General features: G+C 60.9%; 23 protein-coding genes and 1 pseudogene. 18 read left to right on the plus strand and 6 right to left on the minus strand.

Annotated elements, in window-relative coordinates:
- Positions 1-49 precede the first annotated feature (49 nt).
- The 3 genes from ABV589_RS10235 to ABV589_RS10245 all read left to right on the plus strand — a co-directional run bounded on the left by ABV589_RS10235 (position 50) and on the right by ABV589_RS10245 (position 1,764).
- On the plus strand, positions 50-394 hold the full coding sequence (locus ABV589_RS10235) for a pentapeptide repeat-containing protein (RefSeq protein WP_123464123.1): 345 nt from the start codon (positions 50-52) through the stop codon (positions 392-394).
- Positions 395-674: 280 nt separating this feature from the next.
- Complete coding sequence (locus ABV589_RS10240; RefSeq protein ID WP_003228231.1) at positions 675-947, plus strand: TfoX/Sxy family protein; 273 nt, start codon at positions 675-677, stop codon at positions 945-947.
- Between the two features lie 16 nt (positions 948-963).
- Complete coding sequence (locus tag ABV589_RS10245) at positions 964-1,764, plus strand: Crp/Fnr family transcriptional regulator (protein ID WP_367085739.1); 801 nt, start codon at positions 964-966, stop codon at positions 1,762-1,764.
- Positions 1,765-1,990: 226 nt separating this feature from the next.
- On the opposite strand, the gene ABV589_RS10250 is transcribed toward ABV589_RS10245, so the two are convergent.
- The 4 genes and pseudogenes from ABV589_RS10250 to ABV589_RS10265 all read right to left on the minus strand — a co-directional run bounded on the left by ABV589_RS10250 (position 1,991) and on the right by ABV589_RS10265 (position 5,533).
- Positions 1,991-2,839, minus strand: a complete 849-nt coding sequence (locus tag ABV589_RS10250; RefSeq protein ID WP_367085740.1) for a ChaN family lipoprotein — start codon at positions 2,837-2,839, stop codon at positions 1,991-1,993.
- Between the two features lie 21 nt (positions 2,840-2,860).
- Positions 2,861-3,628 carry a heme ABC transporter ATP-binding protein gene (locus tag ABV589_RS10255; protein ID WP_367085741.1) on the minus strand — a complete coding sequence of 256 codons (768 nt, stop codon included), beginning with the start codon at positions 3,626-3,628 and terminating at the stop codon, positions 2,861-2,863.
- A complete protein-coding gene (locus tag ABV589_RS10260; RefSeq protein ID WP_367086188.1) occupies positions 3,628-4,611 on the minus strand; it encodes an iron ABC transporter permease in 984 nt (327 codons plus the stop codon). The genes ABV589_RS10255 and ABV589_RS10260 overlap by 1 nt, the downstream gene beginning before the upstream one ends.
- A gap of 50 nt (positions 4,612-4,661) precedes the next feature.
- Positions 4,662-5,533, minus strand: a pseudogene (locus ABV589_RS10265) (ABC transporter substrate-binding protein).
- A gap of 162 nt (positions 5,534-5,695) precedes the next feature.
- On the opposite strand from ABV589_RS10265, the gene ABV589_RS10270 reads away from it, so the two are divergent.
- Positions 5,696-6,013 (plus strand): Rieske (2Fe-2S) protein, encoded by a 318-nt coding sequence (locus ABV589_RS10270; RefSeq protein ID WP_367085742.1) that lies wholly within the window; start codon positions 5,696-5,698, stop codon positions 6,011-6,013.
- Here ABV589_RS10270 and sfsA read toward each other — a convergent pair.
- Together sfsA and ABV589_RS10280 are read right to left on the minus strand one after the other, a co-directional pair.
- A complete protein-coding gene (gene sfsA, locus ABV589_RS10275) occupies positions 6,010-6,723 on the minus strand; it encodes a DNA/RNA nuclease SfsA (RefSeq protein ID WP_103367314.1) in 714 nt (237 codons plus the stop codon). The genes ABV589_RS10270 and sfsA overlap by 4 nt on opposite strands.
- Entirely contained in the window at positions 6,723-7,895 is a 1,173-nt protein-coding gene (locus tag ABV589_RS10280; protein ID WP_103367313.1) for a pyridoxal phosphate-dependent aminotransferase, read from the minus strand. Before ABV589_RS10280 ends, sfsA begins: the two co-directional genes overlap by 1 nt.
- 334 nt (positions 7,896-8,229) lie before the next feature.
- Here ABV589_RS10280 and dksA point away from each other — a divergent pair, with 334 nt between their 5' ends.
- From dksA to ABV589_RS10350, 14 genes are all read left to right on the plus strand, one after another.
- Positions 8,230-8,673, plus strand: a complete 444-nt coding sequence (gene dksA, locus ABV589_RS10285; RefSeq protein ID WP_003228250.1) for an RNA polymerase-binding protein DksA — start codon at positions 8,230-8,232, stop codon at positions 8,671-8,673.
- A 191-nt stretch (positions 8,674-8,864) separates the two neighbouring features.
- Positions 8,865-9,761, plus strand: a complete 897-nt coding sequence (gene gluQRS, locus ABV589_RS10290) for a tRNA glutamyl-Q(34) synthetase GluQRS (protein ID WP_367085743.1) — start codon at positions 8,865-8,867, stop codon at positions 9,759-9,761.
- A 77-nt stretch (positions 9,762-9,838) separates the two neighbouring features.
- Complete coding sequence (locus ABV589_RS10295; protein WP_003176118.1) at positions 9,839-10,015, plus strand: hypothetical protein; 177 nt, start codon at positions 9,839-9,841, stop codon at positions 10,013-10,015.
- Positions 9,999-12,953 (plus strand): sensor histidine kinase, encoded by a 2,955-nt coding sequence (locus tag ABV589_RS10300; protein ID WP_007963899.1) that lies wholly within the window; start codon positions 9,999-10,001, stop codon positions 12,951-12,953. The genes ABV589_RS10295 and ABV589_RS10300 overlap by 17 nt, the downstream gene beginning before the upstream one ends.
- Before the next feature lie 22 nt (positions 12,954-12,975).
- Positions 12,976-14,412 carry a sigma-54 dependent transcriptional regulator gene (locus tag ABV589_RS10305; RefSeq protein ID WP_007963897.1) on the plus strand — a complete coding sequence of 479 codons (1,437 nt, stop codon included), beginning with the start codon at positions 12,976-12,978 and terminating at the stop codon, positions 14,410-14,412.
- Between the two features lie 734 nt (positions 14,413-15,146).
- Positions 15,147-16,547: a polynucleotide adenylyltransferase PcnB gene (locus ABV589_RS10310; RefSeq protein WP_367085744.1), complete on the plus strand. Its 1,401-nt coding sequence runs from the start codon at positions 15,147-15,149 to the stop codon at positions 16,545-16,547.
- A gap of 3 nt (positions 16,548-16,550) precedes the next feature.
- Positions 16,551-17,036: a 2-amino-4-hydroxy-6-hydroxymethyldihydropteridine diphosphokinase gene (folK, locus tag ABV589_RS10315; RefSeq protein ID WP_367085745.1), complete on the plus strand. Its 486-nt coding sequence runs from the start codon at positions 16,551-16,553 to the stop codon at positions 17,034-17,036.
- Between the two features lie 401 nt (positions 17,037-17,437).
- Positions 17,438-18,238, plus strand: coding sequence for a 3-methyl-2-oxobutanoate hydroxymethyltransferase (panB, locus tag ABV589_RS10320; RefSeq protein ID WP_095668303.1), 801 nt, complete (start codon positions 17,438-17,440; stop codon positions 18,236-18,238).
- Positions 18,235-19,095, plus strand: coding sequence for a pantoate--beta-alanine ligase (gene panC, locus ABV589_RS10325; RefSeq protein ID WP_367085746.1), 861 nt, complete (start codon positions 18,235-18,237; stop codon positions 19,093-19,095). The genes panB and panC overlap by 4 nt, the downstream gene beginning before the upstream one ends.
- 150 nt (positions 19,096-19,245) lie before the next feature.
- Positions 19,246-19,626, plus strand: coding sequence for an aspartate 1-decarboxylase (gene panD / locus ABV589_RS10330; RefSeq protein ID WP_003228271.1), 381 nt, complete (start codon positions 19,246-19,248; stop codon positions 19,624-19,626).
- Positions 19,627-19,856: 230 nt separating this feature from the next.
- Positions 19,857-21,521 carry a glucose-6-phosphate isomerase gene (gene pgi / locus ABV589_RS10335; RefSeq protein WP_367085747.1) on the plus strand — a complete coding sequence of 555 codons (1,665 nt, stop codon included), beginning with the start codon at positions 19,857-19,859 and terminating at the stop codon, positions 21,519-21,521.
- Between the two features lie 265 nt (positions 21,522-21,786).
- A complete protein-coding gene (gene acs, locus ABV589_RS10340) occupies positions 21,787-23,724 on the plus strand; it encodes an acetate--CoA ligase (RefSeq protein WP_367085748.1) in 1,938 nt (645 codons plus the stop codon).
- A 51-nt stretch (positions 23,725-23,775) separates the two neighbouring features.
- Positions 23,776-24,648, plus strand: a complete 873-nt coding sequence (locus tag ABV589_RS10345; RefSeq protein WP_367085749.1) for an oxygenase MpaB family protein — start codon at positions 23,776-23,778, stop codon at positions 24,646-24,648.
- Positions 24,649-24,832: 184 nt separating this feature from the next.
- Positions 24,833-25,849, plus strand: coding sequence for a class I SAM-dependent methyltransferase (locus ABV589_RS10350; protein WP_367085750.1), 1,017 nt, complete (start codon positions 24,833-24,835; stop codon positions 25,847-25,849).
- Positions 25,850-26,006: the final 157 nt, after the last annotated feature.

A 26,006-nucleotide genomic window follows, 5' to 3' on the forward strand; every position in this document is an offset into this window, starting at 1 on the left:
TCAAATAGTGGCACTATACTGGCGTCATAAAACCAACAGGTGAAATGACATGAGCCAGCCGAAACTTCTCGATACTCCGCTTTATGCCTTGCTGCACAAAGACGACATCACAGGCTTCAACAAAGAACGCCCGAACGACGGCCCGATCGACATGGTCGGTGGCGACTTCCGTGGCCTCGATCTGCGCGAACTGAACGCTGATGGCGTGGATTTCCGGGACGCCTACTTCCGCTCTGCCGATTTGCGTGGCATCGATTTCCGTAATTCATCGCTCGAAGGCGCAAGCCTGGCGCATGCACAGATTTCCGGAGCGTACTTCCCGCCGGAACTGAGTGCCGACGAGATCCTGATGTCGATGAATTTCGGCACCCGCCTGCGCTATCGCACTCGCTGATACTTTTTATCTTTCTCTGACCCGACGCCTTTCCCCTGTGGGAGCGGGCTTGCTCGCGAAGACGTAGTGTCAGTCGATACATCTGGTGGCTGACAGGACGCCTTCGCGAGCAAGCTCGCTCCCACATTGTTTCAGCGTTTCTTTCTTCCTTTCTGCACTCGCAGTCCCTTTCTTAGAAGCGTTTGCGTCTAATCCGACCAAACAACCACGCTTTTCCTACTGATGGCTACACTCCTGAGAAGATCGCCCACGCACCATTCGGCCGTCGCAAGGAGGCTTGATGAATGATGAACTGCAACACCTGAAGAATCTTGGCAAGACGTCGGCGCAATGGCTGCATGCCGTGGGGATCCACAGCGCCTCGGACTTGCGTCGCCTGGGGGCGGTGGACGCCTATCGGGCGGTGCGTACCCGCGGGTTTCGCGCATCGAAGGTGTTGTTGTATGCGATCGAAGGGGCGCTGATGGATGTGCACTGGAACGACATCCCGGCCGAACGCAAAGACGCCTTGAACAAGCAGCTCGAAGCCATCTCCTCGCGTCACAAGAACTGAACGGGCGCTGACTGCCATGTATCTGCTCGGGGAACAATCGGCACAGGTCGATGCACTGATCAATCGCTTGCAGAGTTTGCCTGAGCGCTGGCTGGAAGGCCTTGCGCCGTGCGGACCAGCCTTTGAGCCAGAAATCTCTGACGACCTGATGGTGCAGCTCCCACACGATCAGCTGTTTCTGCTGACAGAAGGCGTGATCCACGGCCATATCGGCGGTCGTGCTCTGTTTTACTGGCAGGAGGGCGATCTGATCGGTCTGCAGCAAGGTGACGCCTGGGCCGACTGCCACCTGCGCAGCGACGGGCCAGTGCGCTTGCTGCCCTATCGGCGAACCGAGCTGTTCCAGCATTTGTATGCCGAGCCTGACCGCGCCGAGCAATGGCTTGAGTATCTGCTGGGACAGATGGCGCTACTGGCTCACGCGCTGGCCGAACTGAAACCACGGGAATTTCGCAGCACCAATGGCTTTAAACGCGTCGAGAGCGGTGAGGTGTTGATCCAGCAGGGCGATGCCGCCGATCACGTCTTCGTGATCATCAATGGACATGCCGAAGCCTTTGTTGATGGACACAAGGTTGGCGAAGTGCCCAAGGACGAGATTTTCGGCGCCATGGCCGTATTCACCGGTGAGCCGCGTAACGCTACGGTCATCGCGCGCGAGCCGAGCACGGTGATGCTGATTCCCGGCGAGCAGTTTCTGAACATGACCCGCAACAATCCAAAGATTGCCCACAGCCTGATTGAGAGCATGGCCCGGCGCATCGGCCAGCTCAATCAACAGATCACGCAACTCAGCGCTGTGAAAGCTGCGCGTTAAGCCCCATTTTTCCGGGGCATTCCGGCCATTTGCCCGACTAAATCAAGCAAACGGAAAAACAGTGGTTGACTCGCTAATGAGAATCGCTATGATTATCACAACTGGTCGCGAGATCAGTCGATATTCTGAAAAGCCCTTGGTTCGGACTCTCAGATTATCTCCTCATCAGGCTAATCACGGTTATTTGACCCGGTTTTTACCGGGTCTTTTTTTGCCTGTGGAAAAGTCATTGGCCGAACTGTTTGCGCATCTCGGCGCAGTAATCCGGTTTCGGTGTGGCCGGCGTGAACCAGACATAATCGGCCATGGCCGCCGTGACCTCGCTGCCCTGCTCCGCCAGCATCAGCACCGTCGGCGCTTCGCGCGCGCCCAGATCCAGCACATGCAGCGGCACACCAACATCCTTGCGCGCATGGAACGCACCAGCGAACAACAACGCCGGCGCAGGCGCCGCCATCAATCGTGAAGCCATCCGCCGATCCCGTTGCTGCTGCACCGCCAGCATCGCCGGCATTTGCGATTGGGGCAGCAAGCCGCAGTGAGAATCGTTGATCTGCCCGGCCAGCTCGTTTTTCACCAACTCGGCGTTGCTGCGATCCCCCTTCAATACCGGAGGGTCGCGATAGAACGCACGAATTTCAATGTTATCGAGATTGGCCGCCAACAGTGGATACGGTTGCGTGAAAGCAAACCGCACAATCGGCCCGTAGAGTTTCCAGTCCCAACCGTCCTGCCACGCCAGCTCGACCGGAAGATCAACAGGAGGCTTTGGGGAATGGTGTACGTCATCAACCCGCGATTGTTGATCGGGTGTCAGCATTTCAAGCAGGAGACTGCCTTGGGGACGCGCTTCGCCCAGCGTCTGCAACAGCCACAATTGCACGGCATGATGATCGGCGTTGTCATGTTGCTCACCGACGATCACCCGTGCCGGCTTGCCCAGACGCGTCAGCAATTCGTGCGGGGTAATCAGTGTTCCGCTGCGCAAGTCGCGAATCTCGCCAGTGACCGGTGGCGGAGTGACATGTTGGCAACCGCCAAGCAACAACACCGCAAACAGCAAAATCCCACGCATGCTTTCACCTCGATGACGAAATCAGCGGGCGATGATCAGCGGATGCCCGCGCTCCGGGTGCGGCTGCACCAGCACTTCGAGACCGAAAACGGCTTTGAGCGTATCCGGTCGCAATACTTGTTGCGGGGTATCCAGCGCCACCGGACGCCCGCCTTCGAGCAGCAACACCCGATCACAATAGCGCGCTGCCAGATTCAGATCATGCAGGATGACCAGCACTGCCGCCCCACGGTCGGCAAATTCGCGCACCGCTTGCAGCGTCGTATGTTGATGCAAGGGATCGAGCATCGAGGTCGGCTCGTCCAGCAACAGGGTTTGCCCGGCCTGCCCCGGCCACAACTGCGCCAGCACTCGCGCCAGATGCACGCGCTGACGCTCGCCACCCGACAGCGCCAGATAACTGCGCCCGCTCAGGTGCCCGGCATCCGCCGCGTCCAGCGCTGCAGCAACGATCTCGTCATCGCGCACCCGACCGCTCTGATACGGCAAGCGGCCCATGCCGACCACTTCTTCGACACGGAAGGCAAAATCCAGCGTCGAGACCTGCGGCAACACTGCCAGGCGCTGGGCGCGCTGCGTACCTGTCCAGTGATTCAGCGCCTTGTCGTCGAGCAACACCTCGCCTTCACTGGCCGCCAGCTCACCGCACAAGGCCCCGAGCAAGGTACTTTTGCCGGCACCGTTCGGCCCGAGTACACCCAGCACCTCGCCGGGTTCAAGTTGCAACGTGACGTCGCTGAGGACGGTCTTGCGCCCGCGACGGATCTGCAGATTGCGCGCGCGCAGCATCAGGCACGTCCTCGCAGTAGCAGATAAAGGAAGAACGGTGCGCCGATAAACGCAGTAACAATACCGATTGGCAACTCCGCCGGCGCCAGCGCCAGCCGCGCCACCAGATCCGCCAGCAACAACAGGCTCGCACCCGCCAGTACCGACGCTGGCAGCAACACCCGGTGCTCGGGCCCGGCCAATAAACGTACCAGATGCGGCACCACCAGCCCGACGAAACCGATCATCCCGGCTGCCGCCACCGCAGCGCCAACACCCAACGCCGTGCAGAACACCAATTCGCGCTTGAGTCGCTCGACATCGATACCCAGATGCCCGGCTTCGGATTCACCGAGCAGCAGCGCATTCAGGGCCTTGGCGCGCCGCGGCAACCACAGCGCCACACCGGCACTGATGATCAGCAAAGGCCAAAGCCGGGCGTAACTGGCGCCATTGAGGCTGCCCAGGTTCCAGAACGTCAGCGTGCGCAGCGTCGCATCGTCCGCCAGATAGGTGAACAGCCCCACCGCCGAGCTTGCCAGCGCCGTCAGGGCGATCCCCGCCAGCAGCATGGTTGCAACGTTGGTCTGACCGTTGCGCCGCCCGAGTCGATAGACCAGCGCCGTCACCCCCAGCCCACCGAGAAACGCACAAGCCGACAACAGATAAGGCCCGAACCACTCCGGCAAGCCGCCAAAAAACGAACCGCCGACAATCGCCACCGCCGCCCCCAGCGCTGCACCACTGGAGACTCCGACCAGCCCGGGATCGGCCAGCGGGTTGCGAAACAATCCCTGCATCGCCACACCGGACAACGCCAGCACACCGCCGACAGCCAGCCCGAGCAAGGTACGCGGCAAACGGATTTGCCCGAGGATCAGTTCAGCCTGTTCCAGACCGTCCGGCGCCAGCGGCACGCCGAGCATGCGCAGAGCCGCGCGCAACGTATCGAACAGCGGCAGACTCACCGGCCCCAGCGCCAACGAAAGCCAGATGGCCAGCAAACACAGGAGCGTCAGGCCGATAAACAGGCTTCGTGGTTTGACCAGCGTGGTCATTGGCTGCTCGTAGTCGGGTAGAAACCGTCGGACAAACTTTTCATTGCCACCGGCAGGCGCGGCCCGAGTCCACGACCAGCAGCGTCGGATCCAGCTCCAGCACTCGGCCGGACTTGGCCGCGCGGCTGGATTGGAGAATCGGGTTTTCCTTGAACAGCGCAGCTTTCGCCGCCTCGCCGGTCAACGCGCGATCAGCAAATACCAGCACTTCAGGATCCAGCCCCGCCAGTGACTCCACGGAGAACGGTTTGTAACCGGTATGCGTCGCCAGGTTTTGCCCGCCGGCCCGTTGCAGCAGCCAGTCGGCGGCAGTGTCCTTGCCGGCAATCAACGGCTTGCCGCCAGCATGCCCGATCAGCACCAGCACACCGGGCGCCTTTTGTTTGGTCTGCAACTCGACGACTCGGGCTTTCTGCGCGGTGAGCTGCTGTTGATAACTTTCCAGCAACTGCGCCGCCTGCGCTTGCGCGCCCAGCAACTGCCCCAGATGCGTGACGTTTTTTTCCAGGGTCGGCAGATCCGGCTGTGCCGAGAACAGTTCGACCCGCACCTTCGCGCTCTTCACCTGGGCGATGACCGGCGGCGGGCCCATTTCCTCGCTGCCGAGGAGGATATCCGGGCGCAGACTGAGAATGCCTTCCGCCGAAAGGCTGCGTTGATAGCCGATGCTGGGCAGTTTCTTCAGTGATTCGGGATGCTGGCTGGTGGTGTCGACGCCCACCAGTTTGGATTCGCCGCCCAACGCGCTCACCCACTCCGATAGCGCGCCACCGGCACTGACCCAACGTTGTGGCAAATCGGCAGCTATCGCCTGAAGGCTGGCGAGCAGTCCGACACACAGCACAACAACGCGGGTAATCAGGCGCATACGCAGCATTCCTATAACAGTTTTCCCGGGCAGCACACCGGCAGGCCAAGTATCCTTGGCGGCGGTTGCGCACAGTGGGCGAAGGCGGCCATTTGATAATTGTTTGCATTTAAACGTCAAGCTCGGACATTTCCTGAAACGAGCCGACACTTGAGGATAGCCATGAAGTTTTTATGCGCCGGCACCGATCTCGCTGAGGCCAGCAGCCGTGGATTCGACATTGACGGCAACAAACTGTTTGCCGTGCGCCGCAATGGCCAGGCCTATGTTTATCGCAACCACTGCCCGCATCGTGGCGTCGCCCTCGAATGGCAGCCCGACCGGTTTCTCGACCCGAGCAACAGCCTGATCCAGTGCGCCACCCACGGCGCACTGTTTCTGATCGAGGACGGTGAATGCGTCGCCGGGCCCTGCGCCGGGCAATCCCTGACCGCCATTCCTTGCCGCGAAGACGCGCAGGGGCTGTGGATAGATGTTTAACCGTTGAGCAAAACGTCCAGCCGCCGGTCGATCACCATCTCTTCGTGGTTCAAACGTACGCCGTAAGCCAACACCTCGACCCCGCACGCCACCGCTTCACGCAAGGCATCCGCGTACGCCGAATCGATTTCCTCGGCCGGACGCACCGCCTCGATCCCGCTGAGATTGACGCAATACAGCTGCACCGCACGAATACCGTCACGGGCGAGGTGTGCCAGCTCCCGCAGATGCTTGGCGCCACGCTGGGTGACCGCGTCGGGAAACGCCGCGACGTTCGTCCCGTCGAACCCCAAAGTGACACTCTTCACTTCCACATAAGCCGGCCCGCTCGGGTATTCAAGGCGGAAATCGATACGGCTTTTTTCCTGACCGTATGCCACTTCGCGTTTAAGCGCCGTGAAGCCGTTCAACTCGCTGATGACACCGGCCTGCAGCGCCTCTTCAACGAGGGCGTTGGCGCGGCCGGTGTTCACGCAGAACAGTCGACCCTGCGGCGTTTCCCCGATTTCCCAAGTGCCGGGCAGTTTGCGCTTCGGGTCGTTTGAGCGACTGAACCACACTTGCCCGCCTTCAACCTGACAGTTGAGCATCGAACCGGTGTTCGGACAGTGTAGGGTCAACAACTCGCCGTTGACCGTTTCAACATCTGCCAAAAAACGTTTGTAGCGACGGATCAGCCGCGCCTCTTCCAGAGCCGGATAAAAGCGCATCAGCCTTGCCAGCTCTTCAGGCCGCGAGCGATACGCTCCACCGCTTCCTGTAAGCGAGGGAGGTTTTGCGTGTAGGCAAAACGCACATGGTGGCTGGCCTGATAACGGCCGAAATCCAGACCCGGGGTGAAGGCTACGTGCTCGGTTTCGAGGAAATGTCGGCAGAACGCGAAGGCATCACCGCCGAACTGGCTGATATCGGCGTACAAATAGAACGCCCCTTCCGGCTCGACGGCGATGTTGAAACCCAACTCGCGCAACGCCGGCAGGAGGAAGTCGCGACGGCGGCCAAATTCGGCGCGGCGCTCTTCGAGAATGCTGATGGTGTCCGGCTCGAAACAGGCCAATGCGGCGTACTGCGCCATGCTCGGGGCGCTGATGTAGAGGTTTTGCGCGAGTTTTTCCAGCTCACTGACCGCCGCATCCGGCGCCACCAGCCAGCCGAGGCGCCAACCGGTCATGCCGAAATACTTGGAGAAACTGTTGAGGACAAAAGCGCTGTCATCGACTTCCAGCACGCTGGCGGCATCGGTGCCGTAAGTCAGGCCGTGGTAAATCTCGTCCACCACCAGATGCCCGTGGCGCGCCTTGATCGCGGTGGATAACCCGGCCAGCTCGTCACGGGTCAGGATGGTGCCGGTCGGGTTGGCCGGCGACGCCACCAACGCTCCCACGCTATCGTGATCCCAGTGCCGCGCAACCAGATCCGGGGTCAGTTGATAGCGCACGTCCGGCCCGACCGGCACCAGTTGCGCCGCGCCTTCGACCAGACGCAGGAAGTGCCGGTTGCACGGGTAACCCGGGTCGGCCAGCAGCCAGTGCTTACCCGGATCGACCAGCAAGGCACTGGCCAGCAACAGCGCGCCGGAGCCCCCCGGCGTGATCAGGATCCGTCGCGGATCGATATTCAGGCCATAACGCGTCTGATAGAACCCGGAAATCGCCTCGCGCAGCTCAGGAATACCGCGCGCCGCGGTGTAGCGGGTCTTGCCCGCCGTCAGCGCCGCTTGCCCGGCCCGGATGATCGGCTCGGCCGTGGTGAAGTCCGGCTCGCCGATTTCCAGGTGGATCACGTCGTGGCCTTCGGCCTGCAGTTCGTTGGCCCGCGCAAGCAGTGCCATTACATGGAACGGTTCGATCGCACGACTGCGCGCACTGTAAGGCTGAGCCATTGGTTTTCCTTCGACGGGGAAAAAGAGACGATTCTACCCATCTGCCGGAACGAGCGAGAACCCGTCGCGGTCACAGCCTCAAGAACGCTGGACTGTAACGATATGAGCGTACGCTCCAGGATTGACTAAAATCAGTGATTGAACAGGCTTTCATCAGCGCCAGACACGGCTTGCCAAACATCTGCAAGCGCCACCCGCCGGGGCCTCGACATCCGGGAGTAGCGCGGGCCGAATTGATCTGGTAAGTTCGCCCGCTTGCAGCCGCAGGGCCGGCAGGTGTCGGTGATGGAGCAATCCTGCGCAATGGATTACAAGAGTAGAGGCGGTCCATTTCATGCCCACCCAAGCAAAGCAACAGCAGCAAGCGACGATCAGCGGCTTCGAACCTTACGTTCCGAAGGCCGGCGAAGAGTACATGGGCGCCCCCATGCGCGCGCACTTCACCAAGATCCTGAACAAGTGGAAACAGGACTTGATGCAGGAAGTCGACCGTACTGTTGATCACATGAAAGACGAAGCGGCCAACTTCCCTGACCCGGCCGACCGTGCCAGCCAGGAAGAAGAATTCGCCCTCGAGCTGCGCGCCCGCGACCGCGAGCGCAAGTTGATCAAGAAGATCGACAAGACCCTCGAACTGATCCAGGACGAAGAGTACGGCTGGTGTGAATCCTGCGGCATCGAGATTGGCGTCAAGCGCCTCGAGGCCCGTCCTACCGCCGATCTGTGCATCGACTGCAAGACCCTTGCGGAAATCAAGGAAAAGCAGGTCGGCAAGTAATCTCGACCTGAACGAAAAACGGAGCGTGCGAACGCTCCGTTTTTGTTTCTGCCTTTTGCCTTTGTGTAGGAGTGAGCCTGCTCGCGATAGCGGTTTGATATTCAATATCAATGATGACTGAACCACCCCCATCGCGAGCAGGCTCACTCCTACAAGTTGACCTGCGCACGCCCTGAAAAGTAGTTTGACCCATGACTGCCAAAACTGCCCCCGCCTACATCGGCCGCTTCGCCCCCACTCCCAGTGGCCACCTGCACTTCGGTTCGCTGGTCGCCGCGCTCGCCTCTTACCTCGACGCGCGCGCGGTCGGCGGGCGCTGGCTGGTGCGCATGGAAGACCTCGATCCGCCTCGGGAAGAACCCGGCGCACAGGCGGCGATTCTCAAGGCGCTGGAAAGCTACGGTTTCGAATGGGACGGCGAGATGGTGCGCCAGAGTGACCGGCACGAAGCCTATGCCGAAGTTCTCAACAGTCTGTTCAATCACGGCCTCGCTTACGCCTGCACTTGCTCGCGCAAACAGCTGGAGGCTTACAACGGTATTTATCCGGGCTTGTGCCGCAATGCCGGCCATGAACAGCAAGGCGCGGCGATTCGCCTGCGCGTGCCGGAGCTGGAATACCACTTCATCGACCGGGTGCAAGGCGAATTCCGCCAGCACCTGGGGCGTGATGTCGGCGATTTCGTGATTCGCCGCCGCGACGGCCTCTACGCCTATCAACTGGCCGTGGTGCTGGATGACGCCTGGCAGGGCATCACCGACATCGTGCGCGGCGCCGACCTGCTCGACTCCACCCCGCGCCAGCTCTACCTGCAAGAATTGTTGGGCTTACGTCAGCCACGCTACCTGCACCTGCCGCTGATCACGCAACCGGACGGCAACAAGCTCGGCAAATCCTACCGTTCGCCACCGCTTGAGGCCGACCAGGCCACGCCGCTGCTGTTGCGAGCCTTGCGTGCGCTGGGGCAAAACCCCGGCGCCGAACTGGCCCACGCTTCACCGCAGGAATTGCTGAAATGGGGCGCAGGCCACTGGGATGCGACAAAGATCCCGCGCACACTGAGCCTGCCCGAAGCGCAACTGCAATGACGGCACTTGCAGTGGCGCGCCCATCCGTTACCATCGCCGCACGTTTTCGGGCACGCGCATAAAAAAGAGAGGCCGGGATGTACATCTATCGCTTGGTCCTGCTTCTGGTCGTGGGAATCTATCTGTTTTCGCCAGCCATCATGGATTGGTGGATCGACGCCACGGGCGCCTGGTATCGGCCGTATCTGCTCTGGTTGATCCTGATTGTCGTGACCTTCATCCTGCAGAGCCAAAAAGATGCCGATGAGCTTTAGCCTGACCCAGATGATCCTGATCAGCGCCGCGTACCTGGCGGTGCTGTTCGGTGTTGCCTGGATCAGTGAGCGGGGCATGATCCCGCGGGCGATCATTCGCCACCCGCTGACCTACACCCTGTCGCTGGGGGTCTATGCCAGTGCCTGGGCGTTTTACGGCACGGTGGGCCTGGCCTATCAGTACGGCTACGGGTTTCTGTCCAGTTATCTCGGGGTGTCTGGAGCGTTTTTGCTGGCGCCGGTGCTGCTGTATCCGATCCTGAAAATCACCCGCACCTATCAACTGTCGTCGCTGGCGGACCTGTTCGCCTTCCGCTTCCGCAGCACCTGGGCCGGCGCGCTGACCACGATCTTCATGCTGATCGGCGTACTGCCGCTGCTGGCGTTGCAGATTCAGGCGGTGGCCGACTCCATCGGCATCCTCACCGGCGAGCCGATCCAGAGCCGCGTCGCGCTGGCGTTCTGTGCGCTGATCATTCTGTTCACGATTTTCTTCGGTTCCCGGCATATCGCCACCCGCGAGAAACACGAAGGGCTGGTGTTCGCGATTGCCTTCGAGTCGGTGATCAAGTTGATCGCCCTCGGCGGCGTCGGCCTCTATGCGCTGTACGGCGTGTTCGACGGCCCCCAACAGCTGGAGTTATGGCTACTGCAAAACCAGACCGCCCTCGCCGCGCTGCACACGCCGCTGCAGGAAGGGCCTTGGCGCACGCTGTTGCTGGTGTTCTTCGCCTCGGCGATCGTGATGCCGCACATGTATCACATGACCTTCACCGAAAACCTCAATCCGCGCTCGCTGGTCAGTGCAAGCTGGGGCCTGCCGCTGTTCCTTCTGCTGATGAGCCTGGCGGTGCCGCTGATTCTCTGGGCTGGCCTGAAGCTCGGCGCCACCACCGATCCGGAATATTTCACCCTCGGCATCGGCATCGCCGCCAACAGCAAACCGCTGGCCTTGCTGGCGTACGTCGGTGGATTGTCGGCGGCCAGTGGCCTGATCATCGTCACCACCCTGGCACTGTCGGGCATGGCGCTGAACCACTTGGTGCTGCCGCTGTACCAGCCACCGGCTGAAGGCAACATCTATCGCTGGCTGAAGTGGACCCGCCGGGCGCTGATCGTCGCGATCATCATGGCCGGTTTCTGCTTTTACCTGATGCTCGGCGCCGGACAGGATCTGGCCAACCTCGGCATCGTCGCCTTCGTCGCGACCCTGCAATTCCTGCCCGGCGTGCTCTCGGTGCTGTACTGGCCGACCGCCAACCGTCGCGGCTTTATCGCCGGCTTGCTGGCGGGGATTTTGGTGTGGGTGGTGACCATGCTGTTGCCGCTGGTCGGCAACCTGCAGGGTTTCTACATTCCCCTGTTGAACATGATTTACGTGCTGGACGACACCAGTTGGCACATGGCGGCCATCGCCTCGCTGGCGGCCAACGTATTGATGTTCACCCTGATCTCGCTGTTCACCAACGCCAGCCCGGAAGAAGCCAGCGCCGCCGAAGCCTGTGCGGTGGATAATGTGCGTCGCCCGCAACGCCGCGAACTGCATGCGGCCTCGCCCCAGGAGTTCGCCACGCAACTGGCCAAACCGCTGGGCGCCAAGGCGGCGCAGAAAGAAGTCGAGCAGGCGCTGCGCGATCTCTATCTGCCGTTCGACGAACGCCGTCCTTATGCATTGCGTCGTCTACGCGATCGCATTGAAGCCAACCTCTCCGGCTTGATGGGGCCGAGCGTGGCGCAGGACATGGTTGAAACCTTCCTGCCGTACAAGGCCGGTGGCGAAAACTACGTCACCGAAGACATCCACTTCATCGAAAGCCGTCTCGAGGACTACCACTCGCGCCTCACCGGGCTGGCCGCCGAACTCGACGCTTTGCGTCGCTACCACCGCCAGACCCTGCAGGAGCTGCCAATGGGCGTCTGCTCGCTGGCCAAGGATCAAGAGATCCTGATGTGGAACAAGGCCATGGAAGAACTCACCGGGATTGCCGCGCAACGGGTGGTCGGCTCGCGCCTGAGCACCATCGCCAATCCGTGGAAGCAATTGCTGCAAGGCTTCATCAACCTGCCCGATGAACATTTGCACAAGCAGCACCTGGCCCTCGACGGCCAGACCCGCTGGCTCAATCTGCACAAAGCGGCGATCGATGAACCGTTGGCACCGGGCAACAGCGGCCTGGTGCTGCTGGTGGAAGACCTGACCGAAACGCAGATGCTCGAAGACAAACTGGTGCATTCCGAACGTCTGGCGAGCATCGGTCGACTGGCGGCAGGTGTGGCTCATGAAATCGGCAACCCGATCACCGGCATCGCCTGTCTGGCGCAGAACCTGCGCGAAGAGCGTGAAGAAGATGGCGAACTGACGGAAATCAGCGGGCAGATTCTCGAACAGACCAAGCGAGTGTCACGCATCGTGCAGTCGCTGATGAGCTTCGCCCACGCCGGCAGCCATCAGCACAGCGACGAACCGGTTTGTCTGGCGGAAGTGGCGCAGGACGCCATCGGCCTGCTGGCACTGAACCGGCGCAACTTCGAAGTGCAGTTCTACAACCTGTGCGATCCCGATCACTGGGTCGAAGGCGATCCGCAGCGCCTCGCCCAGGTGCTGATCAATCTGCTCTCCAACGCCCGTGATGCCTCGCCTGCGGGCAGTGCGGTGCGGGTCAAGAGTGAAGCCGGCGAACACACGGTCGATCTGATCGTCGAAGACGAAGGCAGTGGTATTCCGCAGAACATCATGGACCGATTGTTCGAACCTTTCTTCACCACCAAGGACCCTGGCGAAGGTACCGGTCTGGGCCTTGCACTGGTCTATTCCATCGTTGAAGAGCATTATGGACAAATCACCATCGACAGCCCGGCTGATGTTCAAAGCCAGCGCGGCACCCGTATCCGGGTGACCTTACCGCGTCATGTCGAAGCGACGTCCGCTGTGAACTGAGACCGTCGAGAGTATCGAATCAATGCCGCACATTTTGATCGTCGAAGACGAAACCATTATCCGCTCCGCCTTGCGCCGCCTGCTGGAACGCAACCAGTATCAGGTCAGCGAAGCCGGTTCTGTGCAGGAAGCACAAGAACGCTTCAGTATTCCCACATTCGATCTGATCGTCAGCGACCTGCGCCTGCCTGGCGCCCCCGGCACCGAGCTGATCAAGCTTGGCCAGGGCAAACCGGTGCTGATCATGACCAGCTACGCCAGCCTGCGCTCGGCGGTCGACTCGATGAAGATGGGCGCGGTGGACTACATCGCCAAGCCTTTCGATCACGATGAAATGCTTCAGGCTGTCGCGCGGATCCTGCGTGATCACCAGTCAGCGCCTGCCGCCGGCGAAGTGCCTGCCGGCAAAGCAGCCAATGGCAGCGGCAAACCGTCTGTCGACAACAGCAACGGCGAAATCGGCATCATTGGCTCGTGCCCGCCGATGCAGGATCTGTACAGCAAGATCCGCAAAGTCGCACCGACCGATTCCAATGTCCTGATCCAGGGCGAGTCCGGCACCGGTAAAGAGCTGGTGGCCCGCGCCCTGCACAACCTGTCCAAGCGCGCCAAGGCACCGATGATTTCGGTGAACTGCGCGGCCATTCCGGAAAGCCTGATCGAGTCCGAACTGTTCGGCCACGAAAAAGGCGCGTTCACTGGCGCCAGCGCCGGTCGCGCCGGTCTGGTGGAAGCGGCGGACGGCGGCACGCTGTTCCTCGACGAGATTGGCGAATTGCCGCTGGAAGCCCAGGCCCGACTGCTGCGCGTGCTGCAGGAAGGCGAGATTCGCCGCGTGGGTTCGGTGCAGTCGCAAAAGGTCGATGTGCGCCTGATCGCCGCGACCCACCGCGACCTCAAGAGCCTGGCGAAAATCGGCCAGTTCCGTGAAGACTTGTATTACCGACTGCACGTGATTGCCCTGAAACTGCCGGCGTTGCGCGAACGTGGCGCCGACGTCAACGAAATCGCCACCGCGTTCCTCGCCCGTCAAAGTGCGCGCATCAACCGTACCGACCTGAAATTTGCCGCTGATGCCGAACAGGCCATCCGGCATTATTCCTGGCCGGGTAACGTGCGCGAGCTGGAAAACGCGGTGGAGCGCGCAGTGATCCTGAGCGAAAGCCCGGAAATCTCTGCCGATTTGCTGGGCATCGACATCGAGCTGAGCGACCTGGAAGACGACGAGTTCATCGGTCTGCCGCCACAAACGCCGGGTAACGCCAGCAACAGCAGTCATGAACCGACTGAAGACCTGTCGCTGGAAGACTACTTCCAGCACTTCGTTCTTGAGCATCAGGACCACATGACCGAAACCGAACTGGCGCGCAAACTGGGCGTCAGCCGCAAGTGCCTGTGGGAACGCCGTCAGCGTCTGGGCATTCCACGGCGCAAGACCGGGGTTACCAGCGAGAGCTGAACGTTACCTGTCGAGTGCGCGGGTAACGCTTGAAGACGTGAAAAAACTGTTACCTCAGTCCTTTCACGTAACAGAAGCCGGGGTTATCGGTAACGAAACCCCGGCTTTTTTTCGCCCCGAGAAAACGGTTATAACGACCTAACCCCTTGTTTTATTGGGCTTCGCAAAAGTTGGCACGGCACCTGCTATATGTTTGGTACAAGAACAATAACAAGCAATGCACAAGACAATAAAAATAAGACGAATCGACTCACGCACAATAAAAACAAGACGGCGAGAGGCGCAGCTAACTGATTCTTTTGGAGAGGCGTTGTATTTGGGGCTAGCCCCACGACCAGGCCGAGAACAACAAAAACTGTCCTAAGACAGAGCCTGTACTGGTTGGATCGCAAGATCACTGCAACACAGCGACCAAAGCAATCCGTTTGCTCTTGGCTCCCGATTGGGAGGGTCATGAAGGAAAAGCTTCATGGCGAGGGCACTCAACAAAAACAAGAAGCCCGAATCAATAATAAAAAGAGCACGCAACTACTTCTTGGGGAGCTTCGGCTCCCCTTGTAGTTTCTCCCGTTCTGAAAATCCTGCTGTCTTTACCCTCCTCGACCCTTGCAGCTTGCGGCTTACAGCGCAAATCTGCTGCGTCCTACACCATCCCCCGACTAAATGCTAGAATCTGCGCCCATCATGCGGTCATTCTTTGGTATGGCCGAACATTCCTTCAAACAGTGCATCCCATGCTGAAGAAGCTGTTCCAGTCATTCCGAACTCCCGTGCGTCGTACGCAACACATCCGCAGCACCCCTGAAGTGCTCAACAGCGGCCAACATTCGCTGCAGAAGGGGCAATTCAGCCGCTATGCGGTGAATATCGTCGAACGCTTGCAAGGCGCCGGCTACCAGGCCTATCTGGTCGGTGGTTGCGTGCGTGACATGCTCCTGGGCATCACGCCCAAGGATTTCGACGTCGCCACCAGTGCCACCCCCGAGCAAGTCCGTGCCGAATTCCGCAATGCGCGGATCATCGGGCGCCGCTTCAAACTGGTGCATATCCATTTCGGTCGCGAAATCATTGAAGTCGCGACCTTCCGCGCCAATCACCCGGTCAATGAAGACGACGAAGACAGCAACCAGTCTTCGCGTAACGAGAGCGGGCGGATTCTGCGCGACAACGTCTACGGCACCCTGGAAGAAGACGCGCAACGCCGCGACTTCACCATCAACGCCCTGTATTACGATCCGGTCAGCGAGCGCATTCTCGATTACGCCAACGGCGTGCACGACATCCGCAATCACCTGATCCGCCTGATCGGCGATCCGAAGCAGCGCTACCAGGAAGACCCGGTGCGCATGCTGCGGGCCGTGCGTTTCGCCGCCAAGCTGAATTTCGGCATCGAGAAGCACACCGTGCAGCCGATCCGCGAACTGGCGCCGATGCTGCGCGAGATCCCGTCGGCCCGTCTGTTCGAGGAAGTGCTCAAGCTGTTCCTCTCCGGCCACGGCGCGATCACCTTCGAGATGCTGGTCGATCTGCAACTGTTCGCCCCGCTGTTCCCGGCCAGTGCCGACGCACTCGAGCACAACCCGGAATACACCCACACGCTGATCAGCGAAGCGCTGACCAACACCGACCTGCGCATCAAGCAGAACAAACCGGTAACCCCGGCGTTCCTGTTTGCCGCGCTGCTGTGGCCTGCCCTGCCGGCGCGCGTGCTGCGTCTGCAGGAACGTGGCATGCCGCCAATTCCGGCCATGCAGGAAGGTGCACACGAGCTGATCGCCGAACAGTGCCAGCGCATCGCCATTCCGAAGCGTTTCACCATGCCGATCCGCGAGATCTGGGACATGCAGGAACGCCTGCCACGCCGCAGCGGCAAACGCGCCGACCTGCTGCTGGACAATCCACGTTTCCGCGCTGGCTACGATTTCCTGCTGCTGCGTGAAAGCGCCGGCGAGCAGACCGATGGTCTGGGCGAGTGGTGGACGGACTATCAGGACGCCAACGACAGCGAGCGTCGCGAGATGATCCGTGACCTCAGCGGCAAGGGCGATGACGCCAGCGGTGCGCCACGCAAACGTCGCCGCAGCAGCGGCTCCAAGCGCAAGCGCGCCGGGGCACCGAGCGCATCGGGCGAATAAGACATGGAGCGCATCTATATCGGCCTGGGCAGCAACCTCGCTGACCCGGCCGAACAATTGCGCAGCGCGCTCGACGCGCTGGAGCAATTGCCGCAAACCGCCCTCGCCGGCGTTTCGGCGTTCTATCAGAGCGATTCACTGCTGCCTGGGCAACCGCGCTATACCAATGCGGTCGCCGCCCTCGACAGCGAGCTCGCGCCGCTGGACCTGCTCGATGCGCTGCAAGCCATCGAGAACGATCAGGGCCGCGAACGCCTCGAACGCTGGGGCCCGCGCACGCTCGATCTGGACATCCTGTTGTTCGGCGATCGCCTGATCGACGAGCCGCGGCTGAAAGTCCCGCATTATCAGATTCAGGAACGTGCGTTCGTGCTCTATCCCCTGGCCGAACTGGCCCCGCAGGATTTGCGTCTCGCCGATGGCCGCACCCTGCCCGACCTGCTCGCCGCCTGCCCGTTCGTCGGCCTCGAACGCCTTCCCCACGCCTGACAAAAATCCCCTGTAGGAGCTGCCGAAGGCTGCGATCTTTTGACCTTGGTTTTTTAGAATCAAGAGCAAGATCAAAAGATCGCAGCCTTCGGCAGCTCCTACACAGAGAGCGTGCAGCATTGCCATTTTTGTCGGACAAAAAACCCGCCAATCAGCCCCGCCGCACCGCTGAATCGCATCAGTAACGCCGGTAACACTCCCCTCGTAACAATGCGGTAACACACGCAATTGACTTCCTAGGTTCTCCTCACGACTATAGGCGTCCCGCTGCCGCCAACACGGCACATACGGGCGCAATCCAGGCCTTATAAGCACGACAAAAGAGCGTGCGCCTGAGTAGACGAAGAATCACGCGCGTTACTCGCAGTAGTTTCCAGAGCGCCTGAACGAGGATTTTTTACATGCCAGCCATCACCCTGACCACGCTCCAGAGCCTCAAGCAGAAAGGTGAAAAGATCACCATGCTGACCTGCTATGACGCGACCTTCGCCCACGCCTGCAACGAGGCCGGTGTCGAAGTGCTGCTGGTGGGCGACTCCCTCGGCATGGTTCTGCAAGGGCACGACAGCACCTTGCCGGTGACCATCGCAGAAATGGCCTACCACACCGCGTGCGTCAAACGCGGCAACACCGACGCCCTGATCCTGGCTGACCTGCCGTTCATGGCCAACGCCACGATCGAGCAAACCCTGACCAACAGCGCCACGCTGATGCAGGCCGGCGCGCACATGATCAAGGTCGAAGGTGCGCTGTGGCTGGCGGAGTCGATCCGCCTGCTGGCCGAGCGCGGTGTGCCGGTCTGCGCGCACATGGGCCTGACCCCACAGGCCGTGAACATTCTTGGCGGCTACAAAGTGCAGGGCCGCAACGAGAACCAGGCGCGGCAGATGCGTGCCGACGCGATCTCGCTGGAACAGGCTGGCGCAGCCATGCTGCTGCTCGAATGCGTGCCGAGCGAACTGGCCGCCGAAATCAGCCAGGCCGTGAAGATTCCGGTCATCGGCATCGGCGCCGGTAGCGATACCGACGGTCAGGTACTGGTGCTGCACGACATGCTCGGCCTGTCGATCACCGGTCGCGTGCCGAAATTCGTCAAGAACTTCATGCAGGGTCAGGACAGCATCCAGTCCGCACTGAAGGCCTACGTCAACGAAGTCAAAGGCGTTACTTTCCCTGGGATCGAACACGGATTCTCTGCATGAACACCGTTAAAACCGTACGCGAACTTCGCGCCGCCGTGGCGCGCGCCCGCAGTGAAGGCAAGCGCATCGGCTTCGTGCCGACCATGGGCAACCTGCACAGCGGCCATATCGCGCTGATCACCAAAGCCACTCAACGCGTGGATTTCGTGGTCGCGAGCATTTTCGTCAACCCGCTGCAGTTCGGCGCCGGCGAAGACCTCGACAAGTACCCGCGCACCTTGGCGGCGGATCAGGAAAAGCTGCTGCAAGCCGGCTGTCATTTGCTGTTCGCTCCGACCGTCGAAGAGATGTACCCCGACGGCATGGCCGGGCAGACCCGGGTCAGCGTGCCGCAACTGTCTGAAGGCCTCTGTGGCGCCAGCCGTCCGGGGCACTTCGAAGGTGTGGCAACGGTGGTCAGCAAGCTGTTCAACATGGTCCAGCCGGATCTGGCGATCTTCGGCCAGAAGGATTTCCAGCAACTGGCGGTGATCCGCGCGCTGGTGCATGACCTGAACATGCCGATCCAGATCATCGGCGAACCGACTGTGCGTGCGGCCGACGGCCTGGCGCTGTCGTCGCGTAATGGCTTCCTCAGCGAAGATCAACGTGCGGTGGCGCCGGTGGTCTATCGCACCCTGAGTACGATTGCCGAGTCGATCAAGCACGGTGAGCGCGACTACCCGGCGCTGATCGCCGCCCAAGTGCAACAGCTGGAAGTCGCCGGCCTGCGTCCGGATTACCTGGAAATCCGCCACGCGTTGACCTTGCGTCCGGCAACGGCTGAAGACCGCGATCTGGTGATTCTCGTGGCAGCGTTCCTCGGCACCACGCGGTTGATCGACAACCTGCATCTGAACCTCGATACCCCCGTTTAAAGCAAGATCAAAAGATCGCAGCCTGCGGCAGCTCCTACACATGAGTCCATGTAGGAGCTGCCGCAGGCTGCGATCTTTTGCGTTGTATTGCCGCCCCCAAAGCCTTCGGGCACACTGCCCGCCGTTTGCTTCCAACCCGGGAAATCCCTCATGCACGCCATCATGCTCAAGGCCAAGCTGCACCGCGCCGAAGTCACTCACGCGGTCCTCGATTACGAAGGTTCCTGCGCCATCGATGGCGAATGGCTGGACTTGTCCGGCATCCGTGAGTACGAGCAGATCCAGATCTATAACGTCGACAACGGCGAGCGTTTCACCACCTACGCGATTCGTGGCGAAGAAGGTTCGCGGATGATTTCGGTCAACGGCGCAGCCGCGCATAAAGCCAAGGTCGGCGACCGCGTGATCATTTGCGCCTACGCCCATTACAGCGAAGCGGAACTGCTCAATTTCAAGCCGCGCATGCTGTACATGGCGCCGGGCAATGAGCTCAGCCACACCAGCAACGCCATTCCGGTTCAGGTGGCCTGAGCCGCCTCGACGCATCACTCCCCTTCCGTTGGTCGGCCCGTTCCCGGTATTGATGTTAAAAAAGTACAGGGAACAGGTCAGAAGAAGTCAAGACAGATCGCAGCGCGAGGTTTACTGTATTCGCCCTGCGTTGAAAAATCGTGTCGACGCATTTGACCCTCGCCCAAACATGGCGTATCGGTCTGTTCTGTGTTCAAAAGGCCGTTCAAGTAAAAAGGAAAACCGCAGCGATGGCGTACTACCGCACTCCTCATGACGTTACCGCTCTGCCTGCCTGGCAGGCGTTGAAAAATCACCGCCAAGCCATGCAGGATTTCAGCATGCGCGAAGCCTTCAACGCCGATCCGCAGCGCTTCAATCAATTCACGCTCAGCAGCTGCGGCCTGTTTCTCGATTATTCGAAGAATCTGATCAACGCCGAGACCCGCAACCTGCTGGTGGGCCTGGCCAATGAAGTCGATCTGAAAGGCGCGATCAAAGCGCTGTTCGACGGCGAAATCGTCAACGCCTCCGAAGGCCGCCCGGCACTGCACACTGCCCTGCGCCGTCCGGTGGGCGACAAGCTGTCGGTCAACGGTGTCAACGTGATGCCGGAAGTGCACAAGGTACTGAACCAGATCACCGATCTGGTCGGCCGCATCCACGACGGTCTGTGGCGTGGTTACACCGAGAAGCCGATCACTGACGTGGTCAACATCGGCATCGGTGGTTCGTTCCTCGGCCCGGAGCTGGTCTCCGAAGCGCTGTTGTCCTACGCGCAGAAAGGCGTGCGTTGCCACTACCTGGCGAACATCGACGGCAGTGAGTTCCACGAACTGACGCAAAAGCTGCGCGCCGAAACCACGCTGTTCATCGTTTCGTCGAAATCCTTCAACACCCTCGAAACCCTGAAGAACGCTCAGGCCGCACGCGCCTGGTACCTGGCTCAGGGCGGTTCGGAAGCCGAGCTGTATCGCCACTTCATCGCGGTATCGAGCAACAACGCTGCGGCAGTCGCGTTCGGTATCCGTGAAGAAAACATCTTCCCGATGTGGGACTGGGTCGGCGGTCGTTACTCGCTGTGGTCGGCCATCGGTCTGCCGATTGCCCTGGCTATCGGCATGTCCAACTTCAAGGAACTGCTGTCCGGTGCCTACACCATGGACCAGCATTTCCAGAGCGCGCCGTTCGAACAGAACATGCCGGTACTGCTGGCCCTGCTCGGCGTCTGGTACGGCAACTTCTGGGGCGCGCAAAGCCACGCGATCCTGCCGTACGACCACTACCTGCGTAACATCACCAAGCACTTGCAACAGCTGGACATGGAATCCAACGGCAAGAGCGTGCGCCAGGACGGCACCTCGGTGTCGACTGATACTGGCCCGGTGATCTGGGGCGGCGTCGGCTGCAACGGTCAGCACGCCTATCACCAGTTGCTGCACCAGGGCACCCAACTGATCCCGGCCGATTTCATCGTGCCGATCGTCAGCTTCAACCCGGTCTCCGACCACCATCAGTGGCTGTACGCCAACTGCCTGTCGCAGAGCCAGGCGCTGATGCTCGGCAAGACCCTGCCGGAAGCCGAGGCCGAACTGCGCGAAAAAGGCATGAGCGAAGAGCAGGTGCACAAACTCGCACCGCACAAGGTGATCCCGGGCAACCGTCCGAGCAACACCATTGTGGTCGAGCGCATCAGCCCGCGGCGTCTCGGCGCGCTGGTCGCCATGTACGAGCACAAAGTGTTCGTGCAGAGCGTGGTCTGGGGCATCAACGCCTTCGACCAGTGGGGCGTGGAACTGGGCAAGGAATTGGGCAAGGGCGTTTACAACCGTCTGGTCGGCAGCGATGAAACCGTTGCTGACGATGCCTCCACCCAAGGCCTGATCAACTACTTCCGCGGTCGTCACCGCGGATGATTTGAAAGCAAAACCCACAGGATTTGGATCAACCAGAATCCTGTGGGCAAGCAAATTCCCTTGTAGGAGTGAGCCTGCTCGCGATAGCGGTATGTCTTTAAGCATTGATGTTGACTGACACACCGCTATCGCGAGCAGGCTCACTCCTACAGTTGTTTTGCGTACACCTGAATTCAATACCAGCCATCAGATTCCTGATGCGGCTTGAACCCTTGGCCCTCTCGGCGCATCTTTATTCTTCGCACAACAAGAATAAGGAACCGTCATGTTCGATATCAGCACGTTCCCCAAAGCCGATGCCGTCCGCCGGGCTGCGCAGTTGAGTCAGGACGACTATAAGCGCCTGTACCGCGAATCGATTGAACACCCCAGCACCTTCTGGGCCGAACAGGCCACGCGCTTCCTCGACTGGAGCACCCCGTGGCAGACCGTCCAGCGCTACGACCTGAAAACCGGTGAAGCGTCCTGGTTTACCGGCGGCCAACTGAACGTCAGTCACAACTGCATCGACCGCCACCTTGCCCAGCGCGGCGAGCAGACCGCGATTCTCTGGGAAGGCGACGACCCTGCCGAATCGGCACAGATCACTTACAAAAAACTTCACCATCACGTCTGCCGCCTGGCCAATGTGTTGAAAAGCCGTGGGGTGAAAAAAGGCGAGCGGGTGTGCATCTACATGCCGATGATCCCCGAGGCGGCCTACGCCATGCTCGCCTGCGCGCGGATCGGCGCAATTCACTCAGTGGTATTCGGCGGGTTCTCCCCAGACTCCTTGCGCGACCGCATCCTCGATGCCGACTGCCGTACGGTGATCACCGCTGATGAAGGCGTGCGCGGCGGCAAGTTCGTGCCGCTCAAGCACAACGTCGACAAGGCCCTGCAGAGTTGCCCGGACGTCAGCACCGTCATCGTCGTCGAACGCACTCAGGGCAAGGTCGATTGGCTCGAGGGTCGCGACCTCTGGTATCACCAGGCCGTGCGCGACGTCAGCGACGATTGCCCGCCAGAGCCGATGGACGCCGAGGATCCGCTGTTCATCCTCTACACCTCCGGCAGCACCGGCAAACCCAAAGGCGTGCTGCACACCACCGGTGGCTACCTGCTGCAGGCGGCGATGACTTTCAAATACGTGCTCGATTACCGCGATGGCGAAGTGTTCTGGTGCACCGCCGACGTCGGTTGGGTGACCGGCCATAGCTACATCGTCTACGGCCCGCTGGCCAACGGCGCGACCACCCTGATCTTCGAAGGCGTGCCGAGCTATCCGAGCACTTCGCGCTTCTGGCAGGTGATCGACAAACACCACGTCAACATCTTCTACACCGCGCCGACGGCTCTGCGCGCGTTGATGCGTGAAGGTGCCGAACCGTTGAAGGAAACGTCGCGCGCCAGCCTCAGATTACTCGGCAGTGTCGGTGAGCCAATCAACCCGGAAGCGTGGGAATGGTATTTCAATGTGGTCGGCGAACAGCGCTGCCCCATCGTCGATACCTGGTGGCAGACCGAAACCGGCGGGATCATGCTCAGCCCGCTGGTCAGCGCACAGCGGATCAAACCGGGTTGCGCCACACAGCCGATGTTTGGTGTGCAACCGGTGCTGCTCGACGAGCACGGCAAGGAAATCAAAGGCGCCGGCAGCGGCGTGCTGGCGATCAAGTCGAGTTGGCCGGCGCAAATCCGCAGCGTCTACGGCGATCCGCGAAGAATGGTCGACACCTATTTCAAACCCTACCCCGGCTATTATTTCACCGGTGACGGCGCACGCCGCGACGAGGACGGCGATTACTGGATCACCGGGCGCATCGACGACGTGATCAACGTCTCCGGCCACCGCATCGGCACCGCCGAAGTGGAAAGCGCGCTGGTGCTGCACGACAGCATCGCCGAAGCCGCCGTGGTCGGTTACCCGCACGACGTCAAAGGCCAGGGCATCTACGCCTTCGTCACCCCCATGAACGGCGTCGAACCGAGCGATGAGCTGAAGAAAGAACTGCTGGCCCACGTCAGCAAGGAAATCGGCAGCTTCGCCAAACCGGACCTGATCCAGTGGGCGCCGGCCTTGCCGAAAACCCGTTCAGGCAAGATCATGCGGCGGATCCTGCGCAAGATCGCCTGCAACGAACTCGACAGCCTCGGCGACACCTCGACCCTGGCCGACCCGAGCGTAGTACAAGGGTTGATCGACAAACGCCTGAATCAGTAACGTCCCCGGCGCGGTCAACCGGCCGCGCCCGTCCACCACCAATGAGTTGTCATGGAATTCATCCGCAGCCGCATCGAAAACCAACTCATGAGTCTGACCGGTCTGTCCCTCGGTCAGCTCGATCTGGAAAACCCCAAGGGCGATCCCGGGCTGTTCGGGCCGGACTCGGTCAGTTGGCAAGTGCATGGCGATTTCAGCAGCATGCTGATCGGCGGCATCAGCGCGCTGTTGCTGCAAGCCCTGCATCCGCTGGCGCTGGCCGGGGTCTGGGATCATTCGAATTTTCGTCAGGACATGCTCGGACGTTTGCGCCGCACCAGTCAGTTTGTCTCCGGCACCACCTTCGGCTCGCGCCGCGACGCCGAATGGCTGATCGACAAAGTGCGCACCATTCACCTGCAAGTGGTCGGCACTGCGCCGGATGGCCGGCCTTACGCGGCCAGCGATCCGGACCTGCTGACCTGGGTGCATGTAGCCGAGGTCAGTCACTTTCTTGCCGCGCATCTGCGTTACCGCAACCCGAATTTGTCTGGGGCGGATCAGGATCGCTATTACGCGGAAATCGCCGTGGTCGCCGAGCGTCTGGGTGCGCGGGAAGTGCCGAAATCGCGGCGGGCCGTGGCCGACTATCTGCAACGCATGCGCCCGCAATTGCTCTGTGATGAGCGCAGCCGCGAAGTCCTGCGCCTGCTGCTCGACGCCCCGGCACCGAGCGTGCTGGCCCGTCCGTTTGGCGACCTGATGATGAAGGCCGGCATCGATCTGCTGCCGGATTGGGCCAGCGAAATGTTCGGCATACGACAGAATCCGCTGCAACGCCAGCTGATCCGCGCCAGCGTCAAACGCAGTGCGCCGATGCTGCGCTGGGCGATGCGCAACGGTTCGGTGCAACGGGCCAAGCGGCGGATGGGCTTGCTCACCTGATCCATACACAAAACCCTGTGGCGAGGGAGCTTGCTCCCGCTCGAGTGCGAAGCGCTCGCAACCTTTCGAGGGTCGCTGCGCAACCCAGCGGGAGCAAGCTCCCTCGCCACAGACTGCGCGATGTCTCAGGACATCGGTAACTGCTAAACTCCCGCGCCTCAATTCTCACCAGCAAGGCGCACGCATGTCTTCCTTGAATCAGGCGCTGCGCGCCGCCCTCGATAAACGCCAGGACCTGCTCGCTGAGCTGCACAGCCAGGGCACCGATTGCTATCGGCTGTTCCATGGCAGCCAGGAAGGCGCCGGTGGTCTGACCGTCGACCGCTATGGCCCACAATTGCTGGTGCAAAGTTTTCACCAGACGCTGGAGCGTGACGACCTGCTGCAACTGCACGCCATGGTCAATCAGACCCTGGGCTTCGAAACCCTGCTGGTCTACAACGACCGCTCTCGGGGCAACTCGCGCATCGATCGCGAAGACAGTGTGTACAAAGCCGATGACGCCGCGCTGGCGGATCTGGTCGGCCACGAATGGGGCCTGAACTATCGCGTGCGCGGCCGGCATGCCGGGCAGGATCCGCTGCTGTTCCTCGACCTGCGCAACACTCGCGGCTGGGTCAAGGATCACGCCAAGGGCAAAAGTGTGCTCAACCTCTTTGCCTACACTTGTGGCGTCGGCCTGAGTGCCGCTGCCGGTGGCGCGCGTGAGGTGTGTAACCTCGACTTCGCCGAAGGCAATCTGGCAGTCGGCCGAGAAAACGGCTTGCTCAACCCGCAATTGCCCGAGATGCAATTCATCCAGTCCGATTATTTCCCGGCAATCCGTCAGCTCGCCGGGCTGCCGATCAGCCAGCGACGCGGGCAGAAACTGCCGAGCTATCAGCGCCTCGAACAGCGTCAATACGATCTGGTGCTGCTCGACCCGCCGGCCTGGGCCAAGAGTGCGTTCGGCACCGTCGACCTGCTGCGCGACTATCAGAGCCTGCTCAAGCCGGCGCTGCTGACCACCGCTGACAACGGCGTGCTGATCTGCTGCAACAACCTGGCAAAAGTCAGCATGGACGACTGGCGTGAACAGGTTCTGCGTTGCGCCGAGAAAGCCGGGCGACCGGTCCGCGAATGGAGCGTGATGACCCCGGGCGCGGACTTCCCGTCGCTGGATCAACAGCCACCGCTGAAAACCCTGATCCTGCAGTTGTAACCCCCCTGCGGGACTGGCAACCATCCAATGTGGGAGCGAGCTTGCTCGCGAAGGCGGCGCGCCAGTCAGCATATTTCTCGACTGATCCGCCGCTTTCGCGAGCAAGCTCGCTCCCACAGTGTCTTGGTCCTACAGAACAATCTGAACAATCCTGCCC

Origin of the sequence: Pseudomonas sp. HOU2, from assembly GCF_040729435.1 — a bacterium.
Lineage (GTDB): Bacteria > Pseudomonadota > Gammaproteobacteria > Pseudomonadales > Pseudomonadaceae > Aquipseudomonas.

Coding starts and splice junctions, on each gene's coding strand:
- ABV589_RS10270 (WP_367085742.1), top strand. CDS start 5,696: ATGAAGTTTTTATGCGCCGGCACCGATCTCGCTGAGGCCAGCAGCCGT.
- sfsA (WP_103367314.1), bottom strand. CDS start 6,723: ATGCGCTTTTATCCGGCTCTGGAAGAGGCGCGGCTGATCCGTCGCTAC.
- panB (WP_095668303.1), top strand. CDS start 17,438: ATGCCAGCCATCACCCTGACCACGCTCCAGAGCCTCAAGCAGAAAGGT.
- gluQRS (WP_367085743.1), top strand. CDS start 8,865: ATGACTGCCAAAACTGCCCCCGCCTACATCGGCCGCTTCGCCCCCACT.
- panC (WP_367085746.1), top strand. CDS start 18,235: ATGAACACCGTTAAAACCGTACGCGAACTTCGCGCCGCCGTGGCGCGC.
- ABV589_RS10250 (WP_367085740.1), bottom strand. CDS start 2,839: ATGCGTGGGATTTTGCTGTTTGCGGTGTTGTTGCTTGGCGGTTGCCAA.
- folK (WP_367085745.1), top strand. CDS start 16,551: ATGGAGCGCATCTATATCGGCCTGGGCAGCAACCTCGCTGACCCGGCC.
- panD (WP_003228271.1), top strand. CDS start 19,246: ATGCACGCCATCATGCTCAAGGCCAAGCTGCACCGCGCCGAAGTCACT.
- ABV589_RS10245 (WP_367085739.1), top strand. CDS start 964: ATGTATCTGCTCGGGGAACAATCGGCACAGGTCGATGCACTGATCAAT.
- ABV589_RS10295 (WP_003176118.1), top strand. CDS start 9,839: ATGTACATCTATCGCTTGGTCCTGCTTCTGGTCGTGGGAATCTATCTG.
- dksA (WP_003228250.1), top strand. CDS start 8,230: ATGCCCACCCAAGCAAAGCAACAGCAGCAAGCGACGATCAGCGGCTTC.
- acs (WP_367085748.1), top strand. CDS start 21,787: ATGTTCGATATCAGCACGTTCCCCAAAGCCGATGCCGTCCGCCGGGCT.
- ABV589_RS10280 (WP_103367313.1), bottom strand. CDS start 7,895: ATGGCTCAGCCTTACAGTGCGCGCAGTCGTGCGATCGAACCGTTCCAT.
- ABV589_RS10300 (WP_007963899.1), top strand. CDS start 9,999: ATGCCGATGAGCTTTAGCCTGACCCAGATGATCCTGATCAGCGCCGCG.
- ABV589_RS10235 (WP_123464123.1), top strand. CDS start 50: ATGAGCCAGCCGAAACTTCTCGATACTCCGCTTTATGCCTTGCTGCAC.
- pgi (WP_367085747.1), top strand. CDS start 19,857: ATGGCGTACTACCGCACTCCTCATGACGTTACCGCTCTGCCTGCCTGG.
- ABV589_RS10310 (WP_367085744.1), top strand. CDS start 15,147: ATGCTGAAGAAGCTGTTCCAGTCATTCCGAACTCCCGTGCGTCGTACG.
- ABV589_RS10345 (WP_367085749.1), top strand. CDS start 23,776: ATGGAATTCATCCGCAGCCGCATCGAAAACCAACTCATGAGTCTGACC.
- ABV589_RS10305 (WP_007963897.1), top strand. CDS start 12,976: ATGCCGCACATTTTGATCGTCGAAGACGAAACCATTATCCGCTCCGCC.
- ABV589_RS10255 (WP_367085741.1), bottom strand. CDS start 3,628: ATGCTGCGCGCGCGCAATCTGCAGATCCGTCGCGGGCGCAAGACCGTC.
- ABV589_RS10240 (WP_003228231.1), top strand. CDS start 675: ATGAATGATGAACTGCAACACCTGAAGAATCTTGGCAAGACGTCGGCG.
- ABV589_RS10350 (WP_367085750.1), top strand. CDS start 24,833: ATGTCTTCCTTGAATCAGGCGCTGCGCGCCGCCCTCGATAAACGCCAG.